Here is a 22202-nt window from a genome sequence, read left to right on the forward strand (position 1 = left end):
TTTAACATGAAATGGAGGACATCTGGTCAAGATAAAGGTAAGAATTTGGAGTTTAGGTAAGCTAGTTTAACTACAGAAAGGTGGGTTTCTTGTGTTGAATTTTACCTGGAACGTATTTTCTCAAACAGGAAATGTTGATACGTATCTTCTTTTTAAAGAACTGGAAAAAGAGAACATGGAAAGACCCGAAGAACTAGAAGATGAGCTAGCCCGATTTGATTATCCAATTTTATAAACCTCTTGGCCGCTCCTGCTTGAGGAAGGTGCGGAAATGCTGACAAAATGTGAAGGGATCGTTCTTCGCACAAATGATTACGGAGAGACGAATAAAATCGTAACATTACTGACAAGAGAACACGGAAAAATAGGTGTTATGGCACGAGGCGCCAAAAAACCGAACAGCCGTTTATCAGCAGTCAGCCAGCCCTTTTTGTATGGTTCTTTCTTAATGCAAAAAACATCGGGCCTCGGAACGCTTCAGCAGGGGGAAATGATCCTCAGCATGAGAGGCATCAGGGAAGACTTGTTTTTAACAGCATATGCTGCCTATGTTGCTGAGTTAGTCGACAGAGGCACAGAAGAAAAAAAGCCAAATCCTTATTTATTTGAATTCATATTAGAATCATTAAAACAGTTGAATGAAGGAACAGATCCGGATGTTATCACCTTCATTGTTCAAATGAAGATGCTCGGTGTCATGGGCCTGTATCCTGAGCTGAATCATTGTGTACATTGTAAAAGCCAAGACGGAACCTTTCATTTCTCTGTTCGTGATAATGGTTTTATATGCCACCGCTGTTTTGAAAAAGATCCTTACAGGATACCGATTAAACCGCAAACGGCAAGGCTGTTAAGGCTCTTTTACTATTTTGATCTGTCGAGACTCGGCAATGTGTCCTTAAAAGAGGAAACAAAAGCTGAATTAAAGCAAGTGATTGATTTATATTACGAAGAATATTCGGGATTGTATTTAAAATCAAAGCGCTTTTTAGATCAAATGGAAAGCATGAAACATCTTATGGGTGAAAACAAAAGTTGACATTTGGTCCATCTTTTTATATGATCATTTATTATAAAATATGTTGCAGTGAGAGAAAGAAGTACTTGCGTTTACCTCATGAAAGCGACCTTAGGGCGGTGTAAGCTAAGGATGAGCACGCAACGAAAGGCATTCTTGAGCAATTTTAAAAAAAGAGGCTGGGATTTTGTTCTCAGCAACTAGGGTGGAACCGCGGGAGAACTCTCGTCCCTATGTTTGCGGCTGGCAAGCATAGAGACGGGAGTTTTTTGGTTGCTGCCGCAGTCAACTTATGAAAGAAAAGTGGAGGTGCTTGAAATGAATATTCAAGACATGATTCTAACCTTGCAAAAGCATTGGTCCAGTCAGGGCTGTGTGCTTATGCAGGCTTACGATGTAGAAAAAGGAGCCGGCACGATGAGCCCGTATACATTTTTGCGCAGTATCGGTCCTGAGCCGTGGAAAGTGGCTTATGTAGAGCCTTCCAGACGTCCGGCAGACGGCCGCTACGGGGAGAACCCGAACAGACTGTATCAGCATCATCAGTTCCAGGTCATTATTAAACCGTCACCTGATAACATTCAAGAGCTGTATTTGGATTCCTTGCGTGCTCTTGGAATTGATCCGCTTGAGCACGATATTCGCTTTGTTGAAGACAACTGGGAGAATCCGTCTTTAGGCTGTGCGGGTCTAGGCTGGGAAGTTTGGCTTGACGGAATGGAAATAACTCAATTTACGTATTTCCAGCAGGTCGGGGGATTAGAGTGTAAACCCGTTTCTGTAGAGATTACGTATGGAATTGAGCGTCTCGCGTCTTATATCCAGGATAAAGAAAACGTGTTTGACTTGGAATGGACGTCAGGGTTTACAGTAAAAGATTTATTCATGATGGCTGAATATGAGCATTCTGTTTATACGTTTGAAACATCAGACGTCGATATGCTGTTCCAATTGTTCAGCACATATGAAAAAGAAGCGATCAAGCAAATGGACAACGGACTTGTTCATCCAGCATATGACTATGTGCTGAAATGCTCGCACACTTTCAACCTGCTTGATGCCAAAGGTGCGATCTCTGTTACCGAGCGGACGGGCTATATCGCAAGAGTGCGGAATTTAGCTAGAAAAGTAGCAAAAACCTACTATGAGGAACGAGAAAAACTAGGGTTCCCAATGCTTAAAGGGGAGGGTTCTTCTCATGAGTAAACAGGATTTACTTTTAGAGATCGGATTAGAGGAAATGCCGGCGCGCTTTTTGAATGAAAGCATGGTTCAGCTTGGCGACAAGCTGACAGGCTGGCTTAAAGAAAAAAATATTACTCACGGTGAAGTGAAACTCTTCAATACACCGAGACGTCTTGCTGTGTTCGTTAAGGATGTCGCAGAAAAGCAGGATGATATAAAAGAAGAAGCAAAAGGGCCTGCGAAAAAAATTGCCCTTGATGCGGACGGGAACTGGACAAAAGCGGCAATCGGCTTTTCAAAAGGCCAAGGCGCAAATGTGGAAGACCTGTACATCAAAGAAGTAAAAGGCATAGAGTATGTATTCGTGCAAAAATTCCAAGCCGGCCAAGAAACGAAGTCGCTTCTGCCGGAACTGAGCGGTTTAATTACAAGCTTGCATTTCCCGAAAAACATGCGCTGGGGAAATGAAGATTTGCGTTATATCCGACCGATCAAATGGATTGTCGCATTATTTGGACAGGATGTCATTCCATTTTCGATCACAAACGTTGAGTCTGGACGGACAACACAGGGACATCGTTTCCTCGGACATGAAGTGTCAATTGAATCACCTTCAGCTTATGAAGAGCAGCTGAAAGAACGGCATGTTATTGCTGATCCTAGCGTCCGAAAGCAAATGATTCAATCTCAGCTGGAAGCAATGGCTGCTGAAAACGATTGGAGCATTCCAGTTGACGAAGACCTTCTTGATGAAGTGAATCATTTAGTAGAATACCCGACAGCTCTTTACGGTTCATTTGAATCCGAGTTTCTGTCAATTCCTGAAGAAGTGCTTGTCACAACAATGAAAGAGCATCAGCGCTACTTCCCTGTCAAAGACAAAAACGGTGACCTGCTGCCTCACTTTATCACAGTCCGAAACGGCAACAGCCACGCGATTGAAAATGTGGCCCGAGGCAATGAAAAAGTGCTGCGCGCACGTTTATCTGATGCGTCATTCTTCTACAAGGAAGATCAGAAACTAAACATTGATGCAAATGTGAAGAAGCTTGAAAATATCGTTTTCCATGAAGAGCTTGGTTCTCTTGCTGATAAGGTTAGAAGAGTCACATCAATCGCAGAGAAACTTGCCGTTCGTCTTCAGGCTGATGAAGATACATTAAAACATGTGAAGCGGGCTGCTGAAATTTCTAAATTCGACCTTGTGACGCATATGATATATGAATTCCCTGAACTTCAAGGAATTATGGGCGAAAAGTATGCGAGAATGCTTGGCGAAGATGAAGCTGTGGCGGCGGCAGTTAATGAACATTATATGCCTAGATCAGCGGGCGGAGAAACGCCTTCTACTTTCACCGGAGCTGTTGTGGCAATGGCGGATAAGCTTGACACAATCGCTTCATTCTTCTCTATCGGCGTAATTCCGACCGGTTCCCAGGACCCTTACGGACTGCGCCGCCAAGCTAGCGGTATTGTTGCGATTCTTCTTGACCGCAACTGGGGAATTTCATTTGAAGAGCTGCTAACTTTCGTACAAACCGATAAAGAAATTGAACTGCTGGATTTCTTCACTCAGCGCTTGAAATATGTCTTGAATGCTGAACAAATCAGACATGATGTCATTGACGCCGTGCTGGAAAGCTCTGAGCTTGAGCCGTACTCTGCGCTGCATAAAGCACAAGTACTGGAGCAAAAGCTTGGTGCACCTGGTTTTAAGGAAACAGCCGAAGCGTTAGGCCGAGTGATCTCTATCAGCAAAAAAGGAGTCCGCGGAGACATTCAGCCTGATCTTTTTGAAAATGAATACGAAGCAAAACTGTTTGATGCCTACCAAACAGCGAAGCAAAATCTGCAGGAAAACTTCAGCAACAAAGATTATGAGGCGGCGCTTGCTTCACTTGCAGCCTTAAAAGAACCGATCGATGCTTACTTCGATCATACAATGGTTATAGCGGATAATGAGTCATTAAAGGCAAATCGTTTAGCGCAAATGGTAAGCTTGGCGGATGAGATCAAGTCCTTTGCGAATATGAATGCCCTTATTGTAAAATAAAGAGAGAAAAGGCGGTTGCTGTGTGATCGGTAATCGTCTTTTCCCCATTTATAAGTTTTTTGTTTGATTACAAGATATTTACGTTATAATATGGATTATTATTTCTTTACATAGCTATGAAGTGAAAAGGTGGTGAGTACGATCGAACTAAATAAACGGCAAGAACATATTTTGCAGATTGTAAAAGAAAACGGGCCGATTACAGGGGAGCATATTGCAGAAAAGCTGAACCTAACCAGGGCGACATTGCGCCCGGATTTAGCCATACTCACCATGTCAGGATTCCTCGAGGCGCGCCCGAGAGTCGGTTATTTCTATACGGGAAAAACCGGCACACAGCTTTTGGCGGATAAACTCAAAAAGCTTCAGGTGAAAGACTTTCAATCTATCCCCGTAGTGATTCACGAAAACGTTTCTGTGTACGATGCGATTTGCACCATGTTTTTAGAAGATGTAGGTACTCTGTTTGTGGTGGACCGCGATGCTGTTTTAGTCGGGGTGCTTTCACGAAAAGACTTGCTCAGAGCGAGCATTGGCCAGCAGGAGCTTACATCGGTCCCTGTTCACATCATTATGACAAGGATGCCGAACATTACGGTGTGCAGACGCGAGGATTATGTGATGGACATTGCAAAGCACTTAATAGAAAAACAAATTGATGCACTGCCTGTCATCAAAGACACCGATAAAGGCTTTGAAGTGATCGGCAGAGTGACAAAAACAAATATGACCAAAATACTTGTCAGTTTATCTGAAAATGAAATCCTATAAGATTGCAAACTAACGGGGGGATAATATGAATAACCGCATCATCTATGTTGTATCGGATTCCGTCGGTGAAACGGCTGAATTGGTAGTAAAAGCAGCACTCAGCCAATTTAACGGATCGGCGGATGATACTCATGTAAGAAGAATTCCTTATGTTGAAGATATAGGCACTATCAATGAAGTGATTTCACTTGCAAAGGCAGACGGCGGCATTATCTGTTTTACACTCGTGGTGCCGGAAATCAGAGAATATTTGATAGCCGAAGCGGAAAAAGCAAATGTTTTATATTATGATATTATCGGCCCGTTGATTGATAAAATGGAAACAGCCTACGGTTTAACAGCGAAATACGAACCGGGGCGGGTGCGCCAGCTTGATGAAGATTATTTCAAAAAAGTGGAGGCCATCGAGTTTGCAGTTAAATACGATGATGGACGTGATCCAAGAGGGATTTTAAAAGCTGATATCGTTTTGATCGGCGTGTCAAGAACGTCTAAAACACCGCTGTCTCAATATCTCGCACACAAACGCCTGAAGGTTGCCAATGTTCCGATTGTACCGGAGGTTGATCCGCCGGAAGAACTCTTTAACGTTGATCCGAAAAAATGCATCGGTTTAAAGATTAGCCCTGATAAACTGAATCATATCAGAAAAGAACGTTTAAAATCACTCGGGCTTAATGATAAAGCGATTTATGCAAATATCAACAGAATCAAAGAGGAACTCGAGTATTTCGAAAAGATTGTGGATCGGATCGGCTGCCAGGTTGTTGATGTTTCAAATAAAGCGGTTGAGGAAACAGCAAATATTATCCATCATCTCAAAACAAAAAACATATAACTCAGGACGCTCTATCCTGGGTTTTTGGCTGTGCCAAAAGGGAATAATGAAAAACAATAGCATCTTTGTGAAGTTTGTATTATAATAAAAAATTGTGATAAAATGATTAATTTTAGGTTTAAGGATCGTGTGATACGAATAAACTATTATGGGTAAGATGTCAAGAATTTCTCCCGGAAATTTTTCGACAAATTCATATACATCCACAATAATAAAGGATGTGCGATTTTGCTTGCTTTTATGCAGGAGTTTAATGGAGGGATGGAGAATTACTCTTCTTAATGAACAAGAAAAGACGATTTTTGTCGATGCTGATGCTTGTCCGGTAAAAGATGAAATTTTACAAACAGCATCCGAGTATGAAGTTCAAGTTCTTTTTGTCGCTTCATTTGAACATTATCAGCTTTCCAGAAGCAATGAAGAAAAATGGAAGTATGTTGATCCTCATAAAGAAGCTGCTGATTTATATATCGCAAATCACGTGAAACCGGGAGATATTGTTGTGACGCAGGACATCGGATTAGCATCTCTGCTGTTGAACAGAAATGTCTCTGTTATGTCGGAAAGAGGTCGTCTTTACAAGGAAGACACGATTGATTTTGCCCTAGAGGGCCGTCATTTTTCCGGCAAACAAAGAAGAAAAGGCGTATATGCCAAAGGGCCTAAAAAATTGAATAAAGAAGATCGAGAACGATTTATTACACTGCTGCAAAAAATCCTGTCGAACGATGAAGGGATTTTGCACTAAAGCATCGAATAATGTACGACGGAGTGTTATAAGATGGGAAATCGGATACCAGATGAAATTGTGGATCAGGTGCAAAAGTCGGCAGATATCGTTGAAGTCATAGGTGATTATGTTCAATTAAAGAAGCAAGGCCGAAACTACTTTGGACTCTGTCCTTTTCATGGAGAAAGCACACCTTCGTTTTCCGTATCGCCCGACAAACAGATTTTTCATTGCTTTGGCTGCGGAGCGGGCGGCAATGTTTTCTCTTTTTTAAGGCAGATGGAAGGCTATTCTTTTGCCGAGTCGGTTTCTCACCTTGCTGACAAATACCAAATTGATTTTCCAGATGATATAACAGTCCATTCCGGAGCCCGGCCAGAGTCTTCTGGAGAACAAAAAATGGCTGAGGCACATGAGCTCCTGAAGAAATTTTACCATCATTTGTTAATAAATACAAAAGAAGGTCAAGAGGCACTGGATTATCTGCTTTCTAGGGGCTTTACGAAAGAGCTGATTAATGAATTTCAGATTGGCTATGCTCTTGATTCTTGGGACTTTATCACGAAATTCCTTGTAAAGAGGGGATTTAGTGAGGCGCAAATGGAAAAAGCGGGTCTCCTGATCAGACGCGAAGACGGAAGCGGATATTTCGACCGCTTCAGAAACCGTGTCATGTTTCCGATCCATGATCATCACGGGGCTGTTGTTGCTTTCTCAGGCAGGGCTCTTGGCAGCCAGCAGCCTAAGTATATGAACAGTCCTGAAACCCCGCTCTTTCATAAAAGCAAACTGCTTTACAATTTTTATAAGGCCCGCCTTCATATCAGAAAGCAGGAAAGAGCAGTCTTATTTGAAGGGTTTGCTGATGTCATATCGGCCGTAAGCTCGGATGTAAAGGAAAGCATAGCCACGATGGGAACGTCTCTTACAGATGATCATGTCAAGATCCTGAGAAGAAACGTCGAAGAAATCATTCTTTGCTATGACTCTGATAAAGCCGGTTATGAAGCCACCTTAAAAGCTTCGGAGCTTCTGCAAAAAAAAGGCTGCAAAGTCAGAGTTGCAATGATTCCTGACGGATTGGACCCTGATGATTACATCAAAAAATTCGGCGGGGAAAAATTTAAAAACGACATTATTGACGCAAGTGTCACCGTAATGGCGTTCAAAATGCAATATTTCCGAAAAGGAAAGAACCTGTCCGATGAAGGCGACCGCCTAGCTTACATTAAAGACGTACTGAAAGAAATCAGCACGCTTTCAGGGTCTCTAGAGCAGGAAGTCTATGTAAAGCAGCTTGCTTCAGAGTTTTCGCTTTCACAGGAGTCTTTAACTGAGCAGCTGTCTGTTTTCAGCAAGCAAAACAAACCTGCTGACAATAGCGGTGAAACTAAAACGCGGCGAGCGCATCTGACGACAAAAGCAAGGCAAAAACGTTTGCGTCCGGCGTATGAAAATGCAGAAAGGCTGTTACTCGCTCACATGCTTCGAGATCGGAGCGTCATCAAAAAAGTGATTGACCGGGTAGGGTTTCAATTTAATATTGATGAGCACCGGGCATTAGCCGCTTATCTTTATGCTTTTTATGAAGAGGGAGCCGAGCTGACGCCTCAGCATCTGATGGCCAGGGTGACGGATGATCATATAAGCCAGCTCTTGTCCGATATATTAATGCTTCAGGTTAATCAAGAGCTTAGCGAAGCCGAGTTATCAGATTATGTAAAAAAAGTGTTGAATCAAAGAAATTGGTCAATGATAAAAGAAAAAGAGGCGGAAAGAGCCGAAGCAGAAAGGCAAAAAGATTTTTTAAGAGCTGCTTCTTTGGCTCAAGAAATCGTTACATTGAACCGATCTTTAAAATAACTGGAGAACTGATGAGGAGCATTTATTGGCAATGATTCCTTGCGGAGGAGCAAATAGATCGCTTAACCTCATCATGAATTGTCATTTCATTATTCGCACATTGTTAAAGGCAGTTCACATAGAAAACGCCTGAATGGACCGAATAAGAATCATACCGCTTATAGAATTCGTTGCAAGCTTTGGAAGGAGGGATCCATAATGGCTGATAAACAAACCCACGAGACAGAATTAACATTCGACCAAGTAAAAGAGCAATTAACAGAGTCTGGTAAAAAACGTGGCGTTTTGACATATGAAGAAATTGCTGAGCGTATGTCCAGCTTTGAAATTGAATCAGACCAAATGGATGAGTATTATGAATTTTTAGGTGAACAAGGTGTTGAATTAATTAGTGAGAATGAAGAAACAGAAGATCCTAATATTCAGCAGCTTGCCAAAGCCGAAGAAGAATTTGACCTTAATGACCTAAGTGTACCGCCTGGCGTTAAAATCAATGACCCAGTTCGTATGTATTTAAAGGAAATCGGTCGGGTTAACCTTCTTTCTGCAAAAGAAGAAATCGCCTACGCTCAAAAGATTGAAGAAGGTGACGAAGAATCTAAACGCAGATTGGCTGAAGCGAACCTGCGGCTTGTTGTCAGTATCGCAAAACGGTATGTCGGACGCGGTATGCTGTTCCTTGATCTGATCCAGGAAGGAAACATGGGCCTGATGAAAGCCGTTGAAAAATTTGATTATCGCAAAGGTTATAAATTCAGTACGTATGCTACGTGGTGGATCAGACAGGCGATTACACGCGCCATTGCCGATCAGGCGAGAACGATCCGGATTCCCGTTCATATGGTTGAAACCATTAATAAATTAATCCGTGTGCAGCGTCAATTACTGCAAGACTTAGGCAGAGAACCAACACCTGAAGAAATTGCGGAAGATATGGATTTAACGCCTGAAAAAGTACGCGAAATCTTAAAGATTGCTCAAGAGCCGGTATCTCTGGAAACACCGATCGGTGAAGAGGATGACTCGCACCTTGGTGATTTCATTGAAGACCAAGAAGCAACTTCACCTTCTGACCACGCCGCATACGAGCTATTGAAAGAGCAGCTGGAAGATGTGCTTGATACGTTAACTGATCGTGAAGAAAATGTATTGCGTCTTCGATTCGGTCTTGATGACGGCCGTACAAGAACATTAGAAGAGGTCGGCAAAGTATTTGGAGTAACGAGAGAGCGTATTCGACAAATCGAAGCCAAAGCGTTGCGGAAACTAAGACATCCTAGCAGAAGTAAACGTTTGAAAGATTTCCTTGAATAAGATGGAACGGGTCTTGAAGATCCGTTCTTCTTTTTTTAAAAAGATATATGGATAATATGCCTTTATTTTACTGAAAAATGATGTCATTTGCAAATGAACATTGTGGTGAAAAATTTCAAAATCTAATTCCATATTTTCTATTGTAAGCGTATACAATACATTATACAATAGAATAAAAAGGATATTAGAGATTTAGGCATGTTTCTATTCAATTTTGTATAAAGTGTGAATAAAAAACTTTTGTATAGCAATCCATTTACTTTTTGTAAAAATAAGTTAGAATTAGAAGTGTTTACATAGGGGGAAGGATCAAAAAGGGGGAAGGGAAATGAAATGGAACCCGCTTATTCCATTTTTGCTGATCGCTGTTTTAGGAATTGGTCTAACTTTCTTTTTATCAGTAAAAGGACTTGATGACTCTCGGGAGATTGCGAGCGGAGGAGAAAGCAAATCTGCTGAAAAGAAAGATGCAAACGCTTCACCAGAAGAAATTTACAAGGCAAACTGCATCGCATGCCACGGTGAAAATTATGAAGGTGTTTCGGGTCCTAGCTTAAAAGGTGTAGGGGATAAGAAAGATGTCGCTGAAATTAAAACAAAGATCGAAAAAGGCGGTAATGGAATGCCTTCCGGTCTTGTTCCGGCCGATAAGCTGGATGATATGGCAGAGTGGGTGTCAAAAATTAAATAAAAGAACTATTTTTCTCTTTATACATTCACAGGCCGCCGAGATGTTCTCGACAGCCTTTTATTTTTGACTGCTGCGTGCAGACCCGCATCAAAAGAAATAATTTCAAAATCATTTGCTTCAGCTTGGATTCCGGGCTGATTTTTTATATGATAGTAAAGGAAAAAATGATTGAGAAAAGTTGTGATGACAAGTGAACGAATTAAAATTATCTAAACGATTGCAAACAGTAGCGGAGTACATACCGAATGGAGCGGTGATGGCCGATATCGGCTCTGACCACGCCTACCTTCCTTGTTATGCGGTGCTGAATCATAAAGCCAGCGGGGCGATTGCCGGAGAAATAACAGACGGCCCATTTTTGTCTGCAAAGCGGCAGGTTGAAAAATCAGGCTTAAACTCGCACATTTCTGTAAGGCAGGGAGACGGACTGGAAGTGATTAAAAAAGGTGAAGCTGATGCCATTACGATTGCCGGAATGGGCGGGGCTTTGATCGCTCACATTTTAGAAGCGGGCAAAGACAAATTAACGGGGAAGGAACGGCTCATTTTACAGCCGAATATTCATGCTGTTCATATCAGGGAGTGGCTTTATAAAGAAAGATATGCGCTGATAGATGAGGTAATCCTTGAAGAGGACGGAAAGTGCTATGAGGTGCTGGTGGCAGAAGCGGGAGACAGGGATGCGGCTTATGACGGTATTTCTTTATCAGCCGGGATGCTCGTTGGCCCTTTCTTGGCAAAAGAAAAAAATGCTGTCTTTTTGAAAAAGTGGACACAAGAGCTTCAGCACACTCAAAGCATTTATGAACAGATCAGCCAAGCGGCGGATACAGAGCAAAACAAACAAAAATTAAAGGAGCTCGCCGATCGAATGGAGCTGTTAAAGGAGGTAATCGATCATGGCTAAAAGTGTAAATGGGCAGCAGATCATCCAGCTGTTTGAACAATTTTCCCCGAAAGCCTATGCGGTTGAAGGAGATAAAATCGGCCTGCAAATCGGCACCTTAAACAAACCAATTAAAAATGTGATGGTTACACTTGATGTGTTAGAGAGCGTTATCGATGAAGCGATTGAAAAAGAGGTTGACTTGATTATTGCACACCATCCACCAATTTTCCGGCCGCTAAAGCATATTTCAACAGATCAGCCTGCCGGAAGGTTAATTGAAAAGTGTTTGAAGCATGATATTGCTGTTTATGCAGCTCATACAAATTTAGACGTTGCGGACGGCGGTGTGAATGATTTGCTTGCTGAAGCATTAGAGCTGAGTGAGACGGAAGTGCTGGCACCTACTTATACGGATCCTCTGAAAAAGCTGGCAGTTTACGTGCCGAAGGAATATGAAGAGCAGGTCAGAGCCGCGCTCGGAAATGCGGGGGCCGGCCATATCGGTGAATACAGCCATTGCGCGTTTTCATCTGAAGGAATCGGCAGCTTTAAGCCATTGGACGGAGCTAAGCCTTTTATCGGTGAAGTGGGAGAGCTTGAGCTTGTTCATGAAGTAAGGCTTGAGACTGTATTTCCTAAAAGCGTCGAAAAGGCTGTTATCAATGCAATGATAAAAAGCCATCCATATGAAGAAGTCGCTTACGATATCTATCCTGTCGAACAGACTCCCGCCGAAAAAGGGCTCGGCCGTGTCGGAACCCTTAAAAATGAGATGACGCTCAAGGAATTCGCTTTATTTGTGAAAGACAAGCTTGACGTCAATGGTGTCAGAATGGTTGGGGATGCTGACAGCATGGTGAAAAAAGTAGCTGTTCTTGGCGGAGATGGAAACAAGTATATTCATCATGCAAAACGAAAGGGAGCCGATGTTTACGTCACAGGAGATTTATACTTCCATGTGGCCCATGATGCGATGATGCTTGGCCTAAATGTGGTTGATCCGGGCCATTACGCGGAAAAAATCATGAAAGAAGGCGTCACGAGAAAACTTACATCAATGTGTAATGATAAAAAGTTTGGCGTGAATATCTTTGTTTCTGAAACAGATACAAATCCATTTACATTTCTATAAAAAAACTGAGGCTTTTACAGCCTCAGTTTTTTGCTTTTACTTTTGGAAGTATTTTTTTGAGCGGTATATTATGTTCAGTTGTCCAAGTTGATGGATCTTCGTGATCAAACTGCTCTAAAAAGCGAATGACTTCTTTTGTGATCGGCGTCGGTGTTGAAGCTCCCGCTGTAACTGCAACGGTATTAACGCCTTTCAGCCATTCGAGCTTCAATTCGCTTAAGTCGCCGATCCGGTATGCTTTTGTCCCGGCTATTTCCTCTGACACTTGAGCAAGCCTATTTGAATTGTTGCTTTTCGGGTCTCCGACAACGATTGTTAAGTCCGCTTTTTTTGCCTGCTCTGATACAGCTTCCTGCCGCACTTGAGTAGCGAGGCAAATCTCTTGGTGATATTCGACATGAGGATATTTTTCTTTGACAAGCTCCATAATGTCGTGAACATCCCATTGAGACATTGTTGTTTGATTCGTCACGATTAACTTCTCAGATTGGATATCAAGGTTCTTTACATCTTCTTCTGTTTCAACTAAGTGAACGATCTCCGGCGCTACGCCAACGGCTCCCTCAGGCTCTGGATGCCCTTTTTTGCCGATATAGATCACGTGATATCCTTTTTCTTTCATCTCTAAGATTAGATTATGAGTTTTTGTCACATCCGGACATGTAGCATCAATTGCGACTAACCCTTTTTCTTCTGCGATTCTTCTGACTTCGGGAGAAACACCGTGCGCAGTGAAAATGACAGTTCCTTTGTCAACCTGCTTTAAGATGTCCAGACGGTTAGAGCCGTCCAATGTAAAAATCCCTTCCTCTTCAAACGCATCAGTGACGTGTTTATTATGAACAATCATCCCGAGTATATAGATGGGTCTTGGCAAGCTTTTATCTAGCGACGCATTTTTGGCAATGACCATAGCATCAACAACACCATAGCAATAGCCGCGCGGTGAAATTTTAATTACGTCCATTTTCGGTTGTCCTCCAATACTGAAGTGAGTAAAGGCAATATAAAAAGCCGTAATCAAACGGCTCTATTCTTGCATTCTTCTGATCTCATTATAGCCAATCTCACTTAAGATATCAAAGAATGTTAAATATATAATCTCGGTTTTGAACTGCCTGATGTTCTTTTCGGAGCAGGAGAGGCAGCTTCCTTTTTCTTCGGGGCAGATGTTTTTAATTCTTGTTCTTTATTGTCAGTTGTTTTAGATTTCTTTGGGAGAGAAGAACTTTTTGGTTTTGATTTTTTGTTCCCATCTGAGGTTTTTGTTTCAGTCTCTTTTTCTTTTTCTGATGATTCTTCTGAAACGGATTGTTTTTCACTTTCCTCATTGGCCTCTGTCTCAGTATCATCACTTTTACTTAATTGGCTGTACAGCTTCATCATTGCTGGCAGATTGCGGACTAATGGGCCGTACTGCTGGATCATAGGGGTGACTTGCTGCGCCATGCCGAGTACTTTTTGCACATTTCCAAGCATACTGGATAATGATGCAGGATTGGCAATATTTTGAATGCCTTGCAGGCCAGCACCTCCGCTCGCTGCTGCACCTGCTCCTGGAATTCCGGGAACCCCGGCGCTGCCAGCGCCTCCTCCGCCGGGGAGGAACCTTGACAGCATTCCTTTTAAGCCTCCGCCTGCACCTGCACCATTTCTCGCTCCGGCATTTGCCTGAGGAAGAAATTGTCCGGCTTGCTGAAAACCTTGCTGCTGTGCTCCAAATGAAGGTCCTCGCATATTAGGCGGTCTTCTGCCCATCATTCGCTGATTTGGCATGGGGCGGGGCGGTCCGGGCTGTGGGTAATTTCTCATTGGCTGCTGCGGTGAAAACATACTTGTACCTCCTTTCAGCTCTCTCTGCTATTAGAATATGCATGGGCTGCGGTATTTGCTTTACATAACTGAATAAAACAAACGCCTTGCAAACGTGGTGTTTTTAAGCAAAATCGGGTATAATGTGATGATGGACACATAATGTGCCGCTTTAAGGAGCTGGGAAAAATGAAAGAAACGAAATTTGAACTTTATGAATTGAAACCATTTATTATAGATGCAGTACATCGCCTTGGTTTTTACGAACCGACTGATATCCAGAAAAGGCTGATTCCTGCAGTGTTAAAAAAAGAAAGCGTCATCGGCCAGTCTCAGACGGGTACTGGAAAGACTCACGCTTATTTACTGCCTTTATTAAACAAAATCGATCCTGCTAAGGATGTCGTTCAGGTAGTCATTACGGCTCCGACAAGAGAGCTTGCCAACCAGATTTATCAGGAAGCGCTTAAAATCACGCAGGGTGAAGAAGGAAGTCAGATTCGCTCGAAATGTTTTATCGGAGGCACTGATAAACAAAAATCAATTGATAAATTGAAAATACAGCCGCATCTTGTTGTCGGTACACCTGGACGGATTGCTGACTTAATCAAAGAACAGGCGTTAAGTGTTCATAAAGCGGAATCTCTTGTTATTGATGAAGCGGATTTAATGCTGGACATGGGATTCCTTGCAGATGTAGATTACATCGGTTCCCGCATGCCTGAGGATCTGCAAATGCTTGTGTTCTCAGCGACCATACCGGAAAAGCTGAAACCATTCTTGAAGAAATACATGGAAAATCCGAAATACGCCCATGTGGAGCCAAAACAGGTGACTGCTGCGAAAATCGAGCATATCCTCATTCCTTCGAAACATCGTGACAAGGACAAGCTCCTTTTTGACATCATGTCGCATCTGAATCCATACCTGGGGATTGTGTTTGCCAACACGAAAAATACGGCTGACCATATTGCCCAGTATCTGACTGGCAAAGGCATGAAAATCGGCTTGCTGCACGGCGGATTAACACCACGTGAGCGGAAAAAAGTCATGAAGCAGATCAATGATTTGGAATTCACATATATCATTGCAACTGACCTTGCCGCAAGAGGTATTGATATTAAAGGTGTCAGCCATGTTATCAACTATGAGCTGCCGGATGATCTCGATTTCTATGTTCACCGTGTGGGCAGAACGGCTCGTGCCGGCTCATCAGGACAAGCGATGACCATTTATGAGCTTACTGATGAGGATGCATTAGTAAGACTTGAAAAAATGGGCATCGAATTTGAGTACTTAGAGCTTGAAAAGGGCGAATGGAAAAAAGGCGATGACCGTCAGCGCCGCAAAAAACGTAAAAAAACGCCGAATGAAGCGGATGAAATTGCTCATCGTCTCGTGAAAAAGCCGAAGAAGGTTAAGCCTGGGTATAAAAAGAAAATGAGCTATGAGATGGAGAAAATCAAGAAAAAACAGAGAAGAAACCAATCTAAGAAAAGAAAGTAGGGGAACCTGTTGCTGAGAATAGGCTCACACGTCTCTATGAGCGGAAAACATATGCTTCTGGCTGCAAGCCAGGAAGCAGTCTCTTATGGGGCGAATACGTTTATGATCTATACAGGCGCACCGCAAAATACGCGCCGAAAGAAAATTGAAGACTTAAATATAGAAGCAGGCCGGGCACATATGCAAGAAAACGGCATTGACGAGATTATCGTACACGCGCCTTATATTATTAATATTGGCAACACGACAAATCCGTCCACTTTTGAGCTGGGTGTTGATTTTCTTCGTTCAGAAATTGAACGGACAGCGGCCATCGGAGCGAAGCAAATTGTCCTTCATCCTGGCGCTCACGTAGGGGCAGGAGCTGAAGCCGGCATCAAAAAAATTATTGAAGGCTTAAATGAAGTGATTGATCCGAATCAAAATGTCCAGATTGCATTAGAAACAATGGCTGGAAAAGGATCAGAATGCGGCAGAAGCTTTGAGGAGCTTGCGCAGATTATCGAAGGCGTTACACACAATGAGCAGCTGTCAGTGTGCTTTGACACGTGCCATACACATGATGCCGGGTATAACATTGTCGAAGACTTTGACGGAGTGCTAAATGAGTTCGATAAAATCATTGGCATTGACCGTATTAAAGTGCTTCATATCAATGACAGCAAAAATGTCAAAGGTGCGAGAAAAGACCGCCATGAAAATATTGGCTTTGGTGAAATAGGTTTTGACGCACTGCAATATGTTGTTCACCATGAGCAGTTAAAAGACATTCCAAAAATTCTTGAAACACCATACGTCGGTGAAGATAAAAAGAACAAAAAACCGCCATACCGTTTTGAGATTGAAATGCTGAAAGAAAAACAATTTGATGATACATTGCTTGAAAAGATTTTACAGCAATAAAAAATGGGGGATAACACCCCCATTTTTTAGCTTGTAAATTGTTTGAATAGTTCATTAACTGTTTGAGCTGTTTCTTTCGATGTAATCGTCTCTACTTGTTTCAGCAGCCGCATTCGTTCACTCTCATTAAAGATGTTTACATTTTTCCCGGATAACAGGTTCGCTACTTCAACGGCCTGCGATCTTGTTAAGCTGATTCCGTATTGTTTTGAGTACTTCAGCAAATCATCAGCAGTAGCCTGATTAAGCCGCTGCAAAATAATTCTTTGAAATAAAATCATCGGTCATTCCACCTCCAGACTTAATGTATGGGCAAATCAGTAAAATGTGTCAGTGTTTAATGGTAAAATAGATTTATAATGTATTTAAAATAGTTATTGCAGGAAAGGAGATTTTATGACCCCAACAAAACAACATAAGAAAGAAACATTTACCCATTTTATTTTCAGGGTCTTTATGATTCTGGTAGGAGCTGCATCTGCGGCTGTAAGTATTGAATTATTTTTAATCCCCAATGATTTTATTGATGGCGGGATTATCGGTGTATCTCTTATTTTAGACCACCTCTTTATGTCAAACCCCTTTCTGAATTTCGCTTTTTTCGTTGTCATATTAAATATTCCTTTTATGATCTTCGGATATAAATATATCGGTAAGACCTTTCTAGTCTCTACGTTTATAGGGATTGTCGGGCTTGCCGTTATTGAATCCTCACTTCACCATGTAGAAGCCATTACAACCCAGCCTATTTTGGCTACTGTGTTCGGAGGTCTTTTACTCGGCTTTGGCGTCGGGCTTGTTATTCGAAATGGAGGTTCAATGGATGGTACAGAAATTCTCGGTATTTTGCTGACCAAAAAACTCCCGTTTTCTGTAGGTGAGTTCGTTATGTTCATCAATGTGTTCATTTTCATTTGGGCAGTTTTTGTGTTCGGTCCTGAGCAAGCGATGTACTCATTCATGACTTATTATATTGCGATGAAAACGATTGATGCCGTGATCCAAGGGCTTGATGAAACAAAAGCTGTCATTATTGTGTCTGAGCAGTATGATGAGATTTCCGACGCGATTTTGCACCGTCTCGGTCGGGGCACAACGAAGCTGAAGGGGAAAGGCGGATATACGGACGAAGAAAAAGACGTAATTTACGCGGTTGTCACAAGGCTGGAAGTGACAAAGCTCAAATCGATCGTGTTTGAAGTTGATCAAAATGCATTCATAACAATTATGAATACTCATGAAACGAGAGGCGGAAAATTCAAAAACGCAATCCACTAGGCTTTCATTTACTTTTATTCATTTTATGGGTATAATTTTATCTGCAGTAAAGAAAATGGCTTGCTGGACAGACAGCTGCCATTTTCTTTTTCATACATGTGATACGTTCTTAAGCAAAGCGAAAAGGGGGACCCTTCATGAACGTACAAGAAGCGCTGAACCTACTAAAAGAAAACGGATATAAATATACAAACAAACGGGAGGATATGCTGCAGCTTTTTGCTGATTCAGACAGATATCTTACCGCTAAAAACGTACTGTCTGCACTGAATGATGATTATCCAGGCTTAAGCTTTGATACAATCTACAGAAATCTTTCTTTATATGAAGAACTTGGGATTTTGGAAACAACTGAGCTGTCCGGTGAAAAGCTCTTCCGATTTAAGTGTTCATTCACCCATCACCACCATCATTTTATTTGTCTTGCCTGCGGCAAAACAAAGGAAATTGAATCATGTCCGATGGACAAGCTTTGTGATGATTTGGATGGCTATCAGGTCAGCGGACATAAATTTGAGATTTACGGCACATGCCCTGATTGTACAGCGGAAAACCAAGACAACACTACTGCGTAAAATGCGTATATATGAAAAAGGGGCCCGGTTTGGGCTCCTTTTTCAGTTATTGACGCGTATTAAGTGATGCTTGTTGTTGTTCATCCATTGAACGGCTTCTAGCCAGTTGTTTACTCTGATGATGTTTGAATCAATCGGAAGCTGATTATAAGGGGAATTGAACAAAATCACCGGTATCCCGGCTTCTTTCGCAATCATCATGGCGTTACCGTGATGATCCTCAAAAAACAGGTCGATGTTATGATTCTTGACCGCTTCAACTTTGTGATGACCGCCAACGAGTTCGATGTGGTCATAATGAATGTTTTGTCTGTCAAACCATTCATAGGTAATATCAGTTAAATGAGTCCGTCTCGCTGTAATATAAATAAGCTTGTGCTCCTCTTTGAGAAGATCAAGTGACTGTTTCGCATGCTGTGCAAGCAATGCTTCCTTATATATGATCGCTTCATTTTGATTCATCCAATCCCAAAATTCTTCCTGGGTAATGTTTAACAGCTTTGTTAAATCATAATCCGTCATATCGTTTAATGAAATGGAAAGATTAAACGAACGGTTCAAATAAGGGACGAATGTATCCTGAGCCGTGATTGTGCCGTCAATATCTATTCCTAAGCGTAACATGCCCACACTCCTTCAGTTTCATCCCTTCAAGTGTAACATAAACAATTGACATTAACAGAAAAGTTTAGCAAACATGAATCAGGCAAAATGGATCAAACTATAAAAGCTCCTTTAATAAAACAGAAGGGGGAATTGAAGGTGGCAAACGATTACGAAAAGCGTGATAACAACAGTTACTATGTTGATCATGGATCTGAAGGGACAAATATTACCCGTGACAATGACGGTTTTTTTGAGGAAACAGCTGCTGAAATCGCAGAGCCTTATCGTGCTGCTGACCGCAGCAATGACCAAGACAATGATCGCAGCGGCGGCAATGTCAATGAAGGACGGGGAATAGGATATATCGCTTTAGCCTTGTCTATTATTTCATTGTTTGTACTGCCTGTTTTATTGGGAGCTGCCGGTATTATTGTCGGCTATATCGCAAGAAGAAGAGGTGCTCAAGGCCTTGGCGCCTGGGCAATGGGTATCGGTGTCGTTTCATTAGTGCTTGGAATATTTATTATTCCATTTTTCTAACACAAAAAAGCTTGACGGGTTCCCGTCAAGCTTTTTGTGTTTCTTCTTTTAATTTTGCTTTTTCAGCTTCAAGTTTTGCGTAGTGTTCCTCAGCAAGAATGTCAATTTCTTTTTTGAGTTCTTCTACCATCGTTTCCTCTGGAACCTTACGGACAATTTTCCCTTTCCGGAACAGCAGTCCTTCACCGCGTGCGCCGGCGATTCCGATATCAGCTTCTCTCGCTTCACCAGGTCCGTTTACAGCGCAGCCGAGAACAGCAACTTTAATCGGCGCTTTTATCTTAGAAATATACTCTTCCACTTCATTGGCAATGCTGATTAGATCAATTTCAATACGGCCGCAAGTCGGGCATGAGATGAGCGTGGCAGCATTGGAGGCTAAGCCGAAAGATTTCAGAAGCTCCCTTGCTACTTTTACCTCTTCTACAGGGTCTGCGCTTAGTGAAATGCGCATGGTGTTCCCGATGCCTTTGCTTAAAATGGCGCCGAGTCCTGCTGCGCTCTTTACTGTGCCGGCAAACAGTGTTCCTGACTCGGTGATCCCGAGGTGAAGCGGGTAGTCAAACGCTTTCGCCGCTTTTTCATAAGCCTCGATTGCAAGGTTCACGTCAGAGGCCTTCATGCTGACAATAATATCGTGAAAATCAAGATCCTCAAGAATTTTAATGTGATGAAGTGCGCTTTCTACCATTCCATCGGCAGTCGGATAACCGTATTTTTCTAAAATGCGTTTTTCCAATGAACCGGCGTTTACTCCGATTCTGATCGGAATGCCTTTGTCTTTGGCCGCTTTAACAACCGCTTCAACTTTTTCGCGCCGGCCGATGTTGCCGGGGTTGATTCGGATTTTATCTGCGCCGCCTTCAATGGCTTTCAACGCAAGTTTATAATCGAAATGTATGTCAACAACGAGAGGAATGGAAATGCGCTTTTTAATATCCGCAATGGCGTTTGCTGCCCGTTCATCCGGACATGCTACCCGAACGATTTGGCATCCGGCTTCAGCCAAACGGTTAATTTCCGCAACCGTTGCTTCTACATCATGTGTTTTCGTTGTTGTCATGCTTTGGATGACAACTTCATTGTTGCCGCCTATTGTTAAAGGTCCCACTTTGACGGGACGCGTTTTTGTACGATGTGTGATTTCACTCACTTGCAATCGCTCCTTAATTGTAGTTGCCGCTTCTAGATATAACAATTCTAGTATGGTTTATGTGAATTTATTTTACAAATTACATTGTAACAGTGTCTTCGCCGAACTGACAAGAAATTAACGTTAAATTAAGGGTAGACCGGGAATTTATACGCTGTTCCCGCTTGAATGGCATTGGCTTTCACATTTGGATTCAGTGCTTCAAAATCCTTTACAATGTCATCCGGAGAACCTGCTGATCCGACTATCGACATAACCGTATCACCCGGTTTTACCTTCACCGTTTTATAAGCCGGTTCTTGTGCAGCCGTTTTTGCTGATGCTTCATAGACAGGGAGGTCCTGAATGGGTATGGTTCCAATTTTAAGGTCATAAAAAAGAATAAAAAGTATAAAAACAATGCTGCATACTAAGGTGAGACGCTTCATCGCTTTTCCTCCCGCATACGAAATTTTATATCATAGTATGCTTGTCCATTTCGATTCATGACAAAAGAAAAGAGACTGCGAATGCAGCCTCGGTTTATACAGCAGCTTTTTTGGACGGAATCTCTTTTAAAACGAGAAACAGGATGACAAAATTGACAAACCAGTTCAGCAAAAATTCACTTGGTACGGTTGCTTCTAATGCCCGCATGATTGTAAAGAATACAGTTGAAAGGGTGATGGAATAAGCAGAAAGCTTCCAGAGCTGATGATAGGATAAATGTTTTTTCTGCGAATTCTTAATGATTAACCCGATAAGCGCTAAAAACGATACTTCAATAAATTTTCCCGCTGCTGTTACGAGAAAAATAAGAGCTGAGAGAACAGTTACAATCATCGCTTTATTTTGGTTTAACCCTGCAATGACATCTTTTTTCTGTAACTCTGACGGCATCATTGAGTAAGACATTTCTTGGGCCTGTCCGTCAATGGCCAAAACAAATTTGTTCTGAAGGATGCCGATCGCGTTTTGCTTTGCTTCAATTTGTTCAGTGCCATAGGAGTCTGTCGGATCGAACACGATAACGAAACCATTTGCTTGAGATTCCGTGGCTTTTTTCTCATTCGTTTGAAGTTTGCCGTTTGAAATTGTGAAATCAGGGAAATCTTTGTTTAAAACAGTTTTAAAGCCGTTCATTGATTTTACGGTCCCTGTACTTACATAATAAGCGGTAGGGATTGCAAACAGGACAGAGAGCAAAAATACATAAAGAATCGCTTTTCCGATTCCTTGAAATCTTGTTTTTGCAATATCACGGGGAGAGTATGTACTTTTAATGAAAAGCTGAAACACATTCACTATCTTCACTTCCTAGCTAAACTAATATATGTTGCTTATTGTATCGTTGCATGCGTGTGAA

Annotated in this window: 24 protein-coding genes and 1 other annotated feature; of the genes, 17 read left to right on the plus strand and 7 right to left on the minus strand. The window is 42.0% G+C overall.

Going from position 1 to position 22202, the window contains the following annotated elements; translation table 11 throughout:
* Nucleotides 1–91: 91 nt before the first annotated feature.
* The 12 genes from SB658_RS03135 (at nt 92) to SB658_RS03190 (ending at nt 12484) form a co-directional block, all read left to right on the plus strand.
* Complete coding sequence (locus tag SB658_RS03135) at nt 92–235, plus strand: YqzL family protein (RefSeq protein WP_003230053.1); 144 nt, start codon at nt 92–94, stop codon at nt 233–235.
* 36 nt (nt 236–271) lie between these two features.
* Entirely contained in the window at nt 272–1039 is a 768-nt protein-coding gene (recO, locus tag SB658_RS03140) for a DNA repair protein RecO (RefSeq protein WP_003230055.1), read from the plus strand.
* A gap of 39 nt (nt 1040–1078) precedes the next feature.
* Nucleotides 1079–1254 (plus strand) — a binding site (T-box leader).
* Nucleotides 1255–1336: 82 nt separating this feature from the next.
* Entirely contained in the window at nt 1337–2224 is an 888-nt protein-coding gene (glyQ, locus tag SB658_RS03145) for a glycine--tRNA ligase subunit alpha (RefSeq protein WP_003226213.1), read from the plus strand.
* A complete protein-coding gene (gene glyS, locus SB658_RS03150) occupies nt 2217–4256 on the plus strand; it encodes a glycine--tRNA ligase subunit beta (RefSeq protein WP_029726706.1) in 2040 nt (679 codons plus the stop codon). The genes glyQ and glyS overlap by 8 nt, the downstream gene beginning before the upstream one ends.
* A 132-nt stretch (nt 4257–4388) precedes the next feature.
* A complete protein-coding gene (gene ccpN, locus SB658_RS03155; RefSeq protein WP_003237058.1) occupies nt 4389–5027 on the plus strand; it encodes a transcriptional regulator CcpN in 639 nt (212 codons plus the stop codon).
* 25 nt (nt 5028–5052) lie between these two features.
* Nucleotides 5053–5865, plus strand: a complete 813-nt coding sequence (locus tag SB658_RS03160; RefSeq protein WP_003230064.1) for a pyruvate, water dikinase regulatory protein — start codon at nt 5053–5055, stop codon at nt 5863–5865.
* Nucleotides 5866–6118: 253 nt separating this feature from the next.
* Nucleotides 6119–6613 carry a YaiI/YqxD family protein gene (locus SB658_RS03165; RefSeq protein WP_003230065.1) on the plus strand — a complete coding sequence of 165 codons (495 nt, stop codon included), beginning with the start codon at nt 6119–6121 and terminating at the stop codon, nt 6611–6613.
* A 33-nt stretch (nt 6614–6646) separates the two neighbouring features.
* On the plus strand, nt 6647–8458 hold the full coding sequence (gene dnaG, locus SB658_RS03170) for a DNA primase (protein WP_003230066.1): 1812 nt from the start codon (nt 6647–6649) through the stop codon (nt 8456–8458).
* 198 nt (nt 8459–8656) lie between these two features.
* Complete coding sequence (gene rpoD, locus SB658_RS03175; protein ID WP_003226225.1) at nt 8657–9772, plus strand: RNA polymerase sigma factor RpoD; 1116 nt, start codon at nt 8657–8659, stop codon at nt 9770–9772.
* A gap of 328 nt (nt 9773–10100) precedes the next feature.
* Nucleotides 10101–10463, plus strand: coding sequence for a cytochrome c550 (gene cccA, locus SB658_RS03180; protein WP_003230068.1), 363 nt, complete (start codon nt 10101–10103; stop codon nt 10461–10463).
* 256 nt (nt 10464–10719) lie between these two features.
* The gene (gene trmK / locus SB658_RS03185) at nt 10720–11370 is read left to right on the plus strand and encodes a tRNA (adenine(22)-N(1))-methyltransferase TrmK (protein WP_003246178.1); all 651 of its coding nucleotides are present in this window, start codon (nt 10720–10722) and stop codon (nt 11368–11370) included.
* Nucleotides 11363–12484: a Nif3-like dinuclear metal center hexameric protein gene (locus SB658_RS03190; protein ID WP_029726707.1), complete on the plus strand. Its 1122-nt coding sequence runs from the start codon at nt 11363–11365 to the stop codon at nt 12482–12484. The genes trmK and SB658_RS03190 overlap by 8 nt, the downstream gene beginning before the upstream one ends.
* Nucleotides 12485–12506: 22 nt before the next feature.
* Here SB658_RS03190 and SB658_RS03195 read toward each other — a convergent pair whose 3' ends face one another.
* Together SB658_RS03195 and SB658_RS03200 are read right to left on the minus strand one after the other, a co-directional pair.
* Nucleotides 12507–13451, minus strand: coding sequence for a 4-hydroxy-3-methylbut-2-enyl diphosphate reductase (locus tag SB658_RS03195; protein WP_003246170.1), 945 nt, complete (start codon nt 13449–13451; stop codon nt 12507–12509).
* Between the two features lie 122 nt (nt 13452–13573).
* Nucleotides 13574–14317 (minus strand): YqfQ family protein, encoded by a 744-nt coding sequence (locus SB658_RS03200; RefSeq protein ID WP_003246095.1) that lies wholly within the window; start codon nt 14315–14317, stop codon nt 13574–13576.
* Between the two features lie 168 nt (nt 14318–14485).
* Here SB658_RS03200 and cshB point away from each other — a divergent pair, with 168 nt between their 5' ends.
* Together cshB and SB658_RS03210 are read left to right on the plus strand one after the other, a co-directional pair.
* Nucleotides 14486–15802, plus strand: coding sequence for a DEAD-box ATP-dependent RNA helicase CshB (cshB, locus tag SB658_RS03205; protein WP_004399101.1), 1317 nt, complete (start codon nt 14486–14488; stop codon nt 15800–15802).
* Between the two features lie 9 nt (nt 15803–15811).
* Entirely contained in the window at nt 15812–16705 is an 894-nt protein-coding gene (locus SB658_RS03210) for a deoxyribonuclease IV (RefSeq protein ID WP_009967756.1), read from the plus strand.
* Nucleotides 16706–16731: 26 nt separating this feature from the next.
* On the opposite strand, the gene SB658_RS03215 is transcribed toward SB658_RS03210, so the two are convergent.
* Nucleotides 16732–16986 carry a DUF2624 domain-containing protein gene (locus SB658_RS03215; RefSeq protein WP_410601151.1) on the minus strand — a complete coding sequence of 85 codons (255 nt, stop codon included), beginning with the start codon at nt 16984–16986 and terminating at the stop codon, nt 16732–16734.
* A gap of 115 nt (nt 16987–17101) precedes the next feature.
* Here SB658_RS03215 and SB658_RS03220 point away from each other — a divergent pair, with 115 nt between their 5' ends.
* Both SB658_RS03220 and zur read left to right on the plus strand, forming a co-directional pair.
* The gene (locus SB658_RS03220; RefSeq protein ID WP_003230077.1) at nt 17102–17983 is read left to right on the plus strand and encodes a YitT family protein; all 882 of its coding nucleotides are present in this window, start codon (nt 17102–17104) and stop codon (nt 17981–17983) included.
* Nucleotides 17984–18120: 137 nt separating this feature from the next.
* Nucleotides 18121–18558 carry a zinc uptake transcriptional repressor Zur gene (gene zur / locus SB658_RS03225; protein ID WP_003230079.1) on the plus strand — a complete coding sequence of 146 codons (438 nt, stop codon included), beginning with the start codon at nt 18121–18123 and terminating at the stop codon, nt 18556–18558.
* Between the two features lie 42 nt (nt 18559–18600).
* Here zur and SB658_RS03230 read toward each other — a convergent pair whose 3' ends face one another.
* The gene (locus SB658_RS03230) at nt 18601–19182 is read right to left on the minus strand and encodes a nucleotidase (protein ID WP_003246215.1); all 582 of its coding nucleotides are present in this window, start codon (nt 19180–19182) and stop codon (nt 18601–18603) included.
* A gap of 132 nt (nt 19183–19314) precedes the next feature.
* Between SB658_RS03230 and SB658_RS03235 the strand changes: the two genes are divergently transcribed.
* Entirely contained in the window at nt 19315–19704 is a 390-nt protein-coding gene (locus SB658_RS03235; protein ID WP_010886568.1) for a DUF308 domain-containing protein, read from the plus strand.
* A gap of 25 nt (nt 19705–19729) precedes the next feature.
* Here the strand turns inward: SB658_RS03235 and ispG are convergent, their stop codons facing one another.
* The 3 genes from ispG to SB658_RS03250 form a co-directional block, all read right to left on the minus strand.
* Complete coding sequence (ispG, locus tag SB658_RS03240) at nt 19730–20863, minus strand: flavodoxin-dependent (E)-4-hydroxy-3-methylbut-2-enyl-diphosphate synthase (protein WP_010886567.1); 1134 nt, start codon at nt 20861–20863, stop codon at nt 19730–19732.
* A 122-nt stretch (nt 20864–20985) separates the two neighbouring features.
* On the minus strand, nt 20986–21285 hold the full coding sequence (locus tag SB658_RS03245) for a LysM peptidoglycan-binding domain-containing protein (RefSeq protein ID WP_014477356.1): 300 nt from the start codon (nt 21283–21285) through the stop codon (nt 20986–20988).
* 94 nt (nt 21286–21379) lie between these two features.
* Entirely contained in the window at nt 21380–22141 is a 762-nt protein-coding gene (locus tag SB658_RS03250) for a DUF1189 domain-containing protein (protein WP_029726709.1), read from the minus strand.
* Nucleotides 22142–22202 lie beyond the last annotated feature (61 nt).

The sequence above is a fragment of the Bacillus sp. SIMBA_008 genome (genome assembly GCF_046535495.1).
Taxonomy (GTDB): Bacteria; Bacillota; Bacilli; order Bacillales; family Bacillaceae; genus Bacillus; species Bacillus subtilis.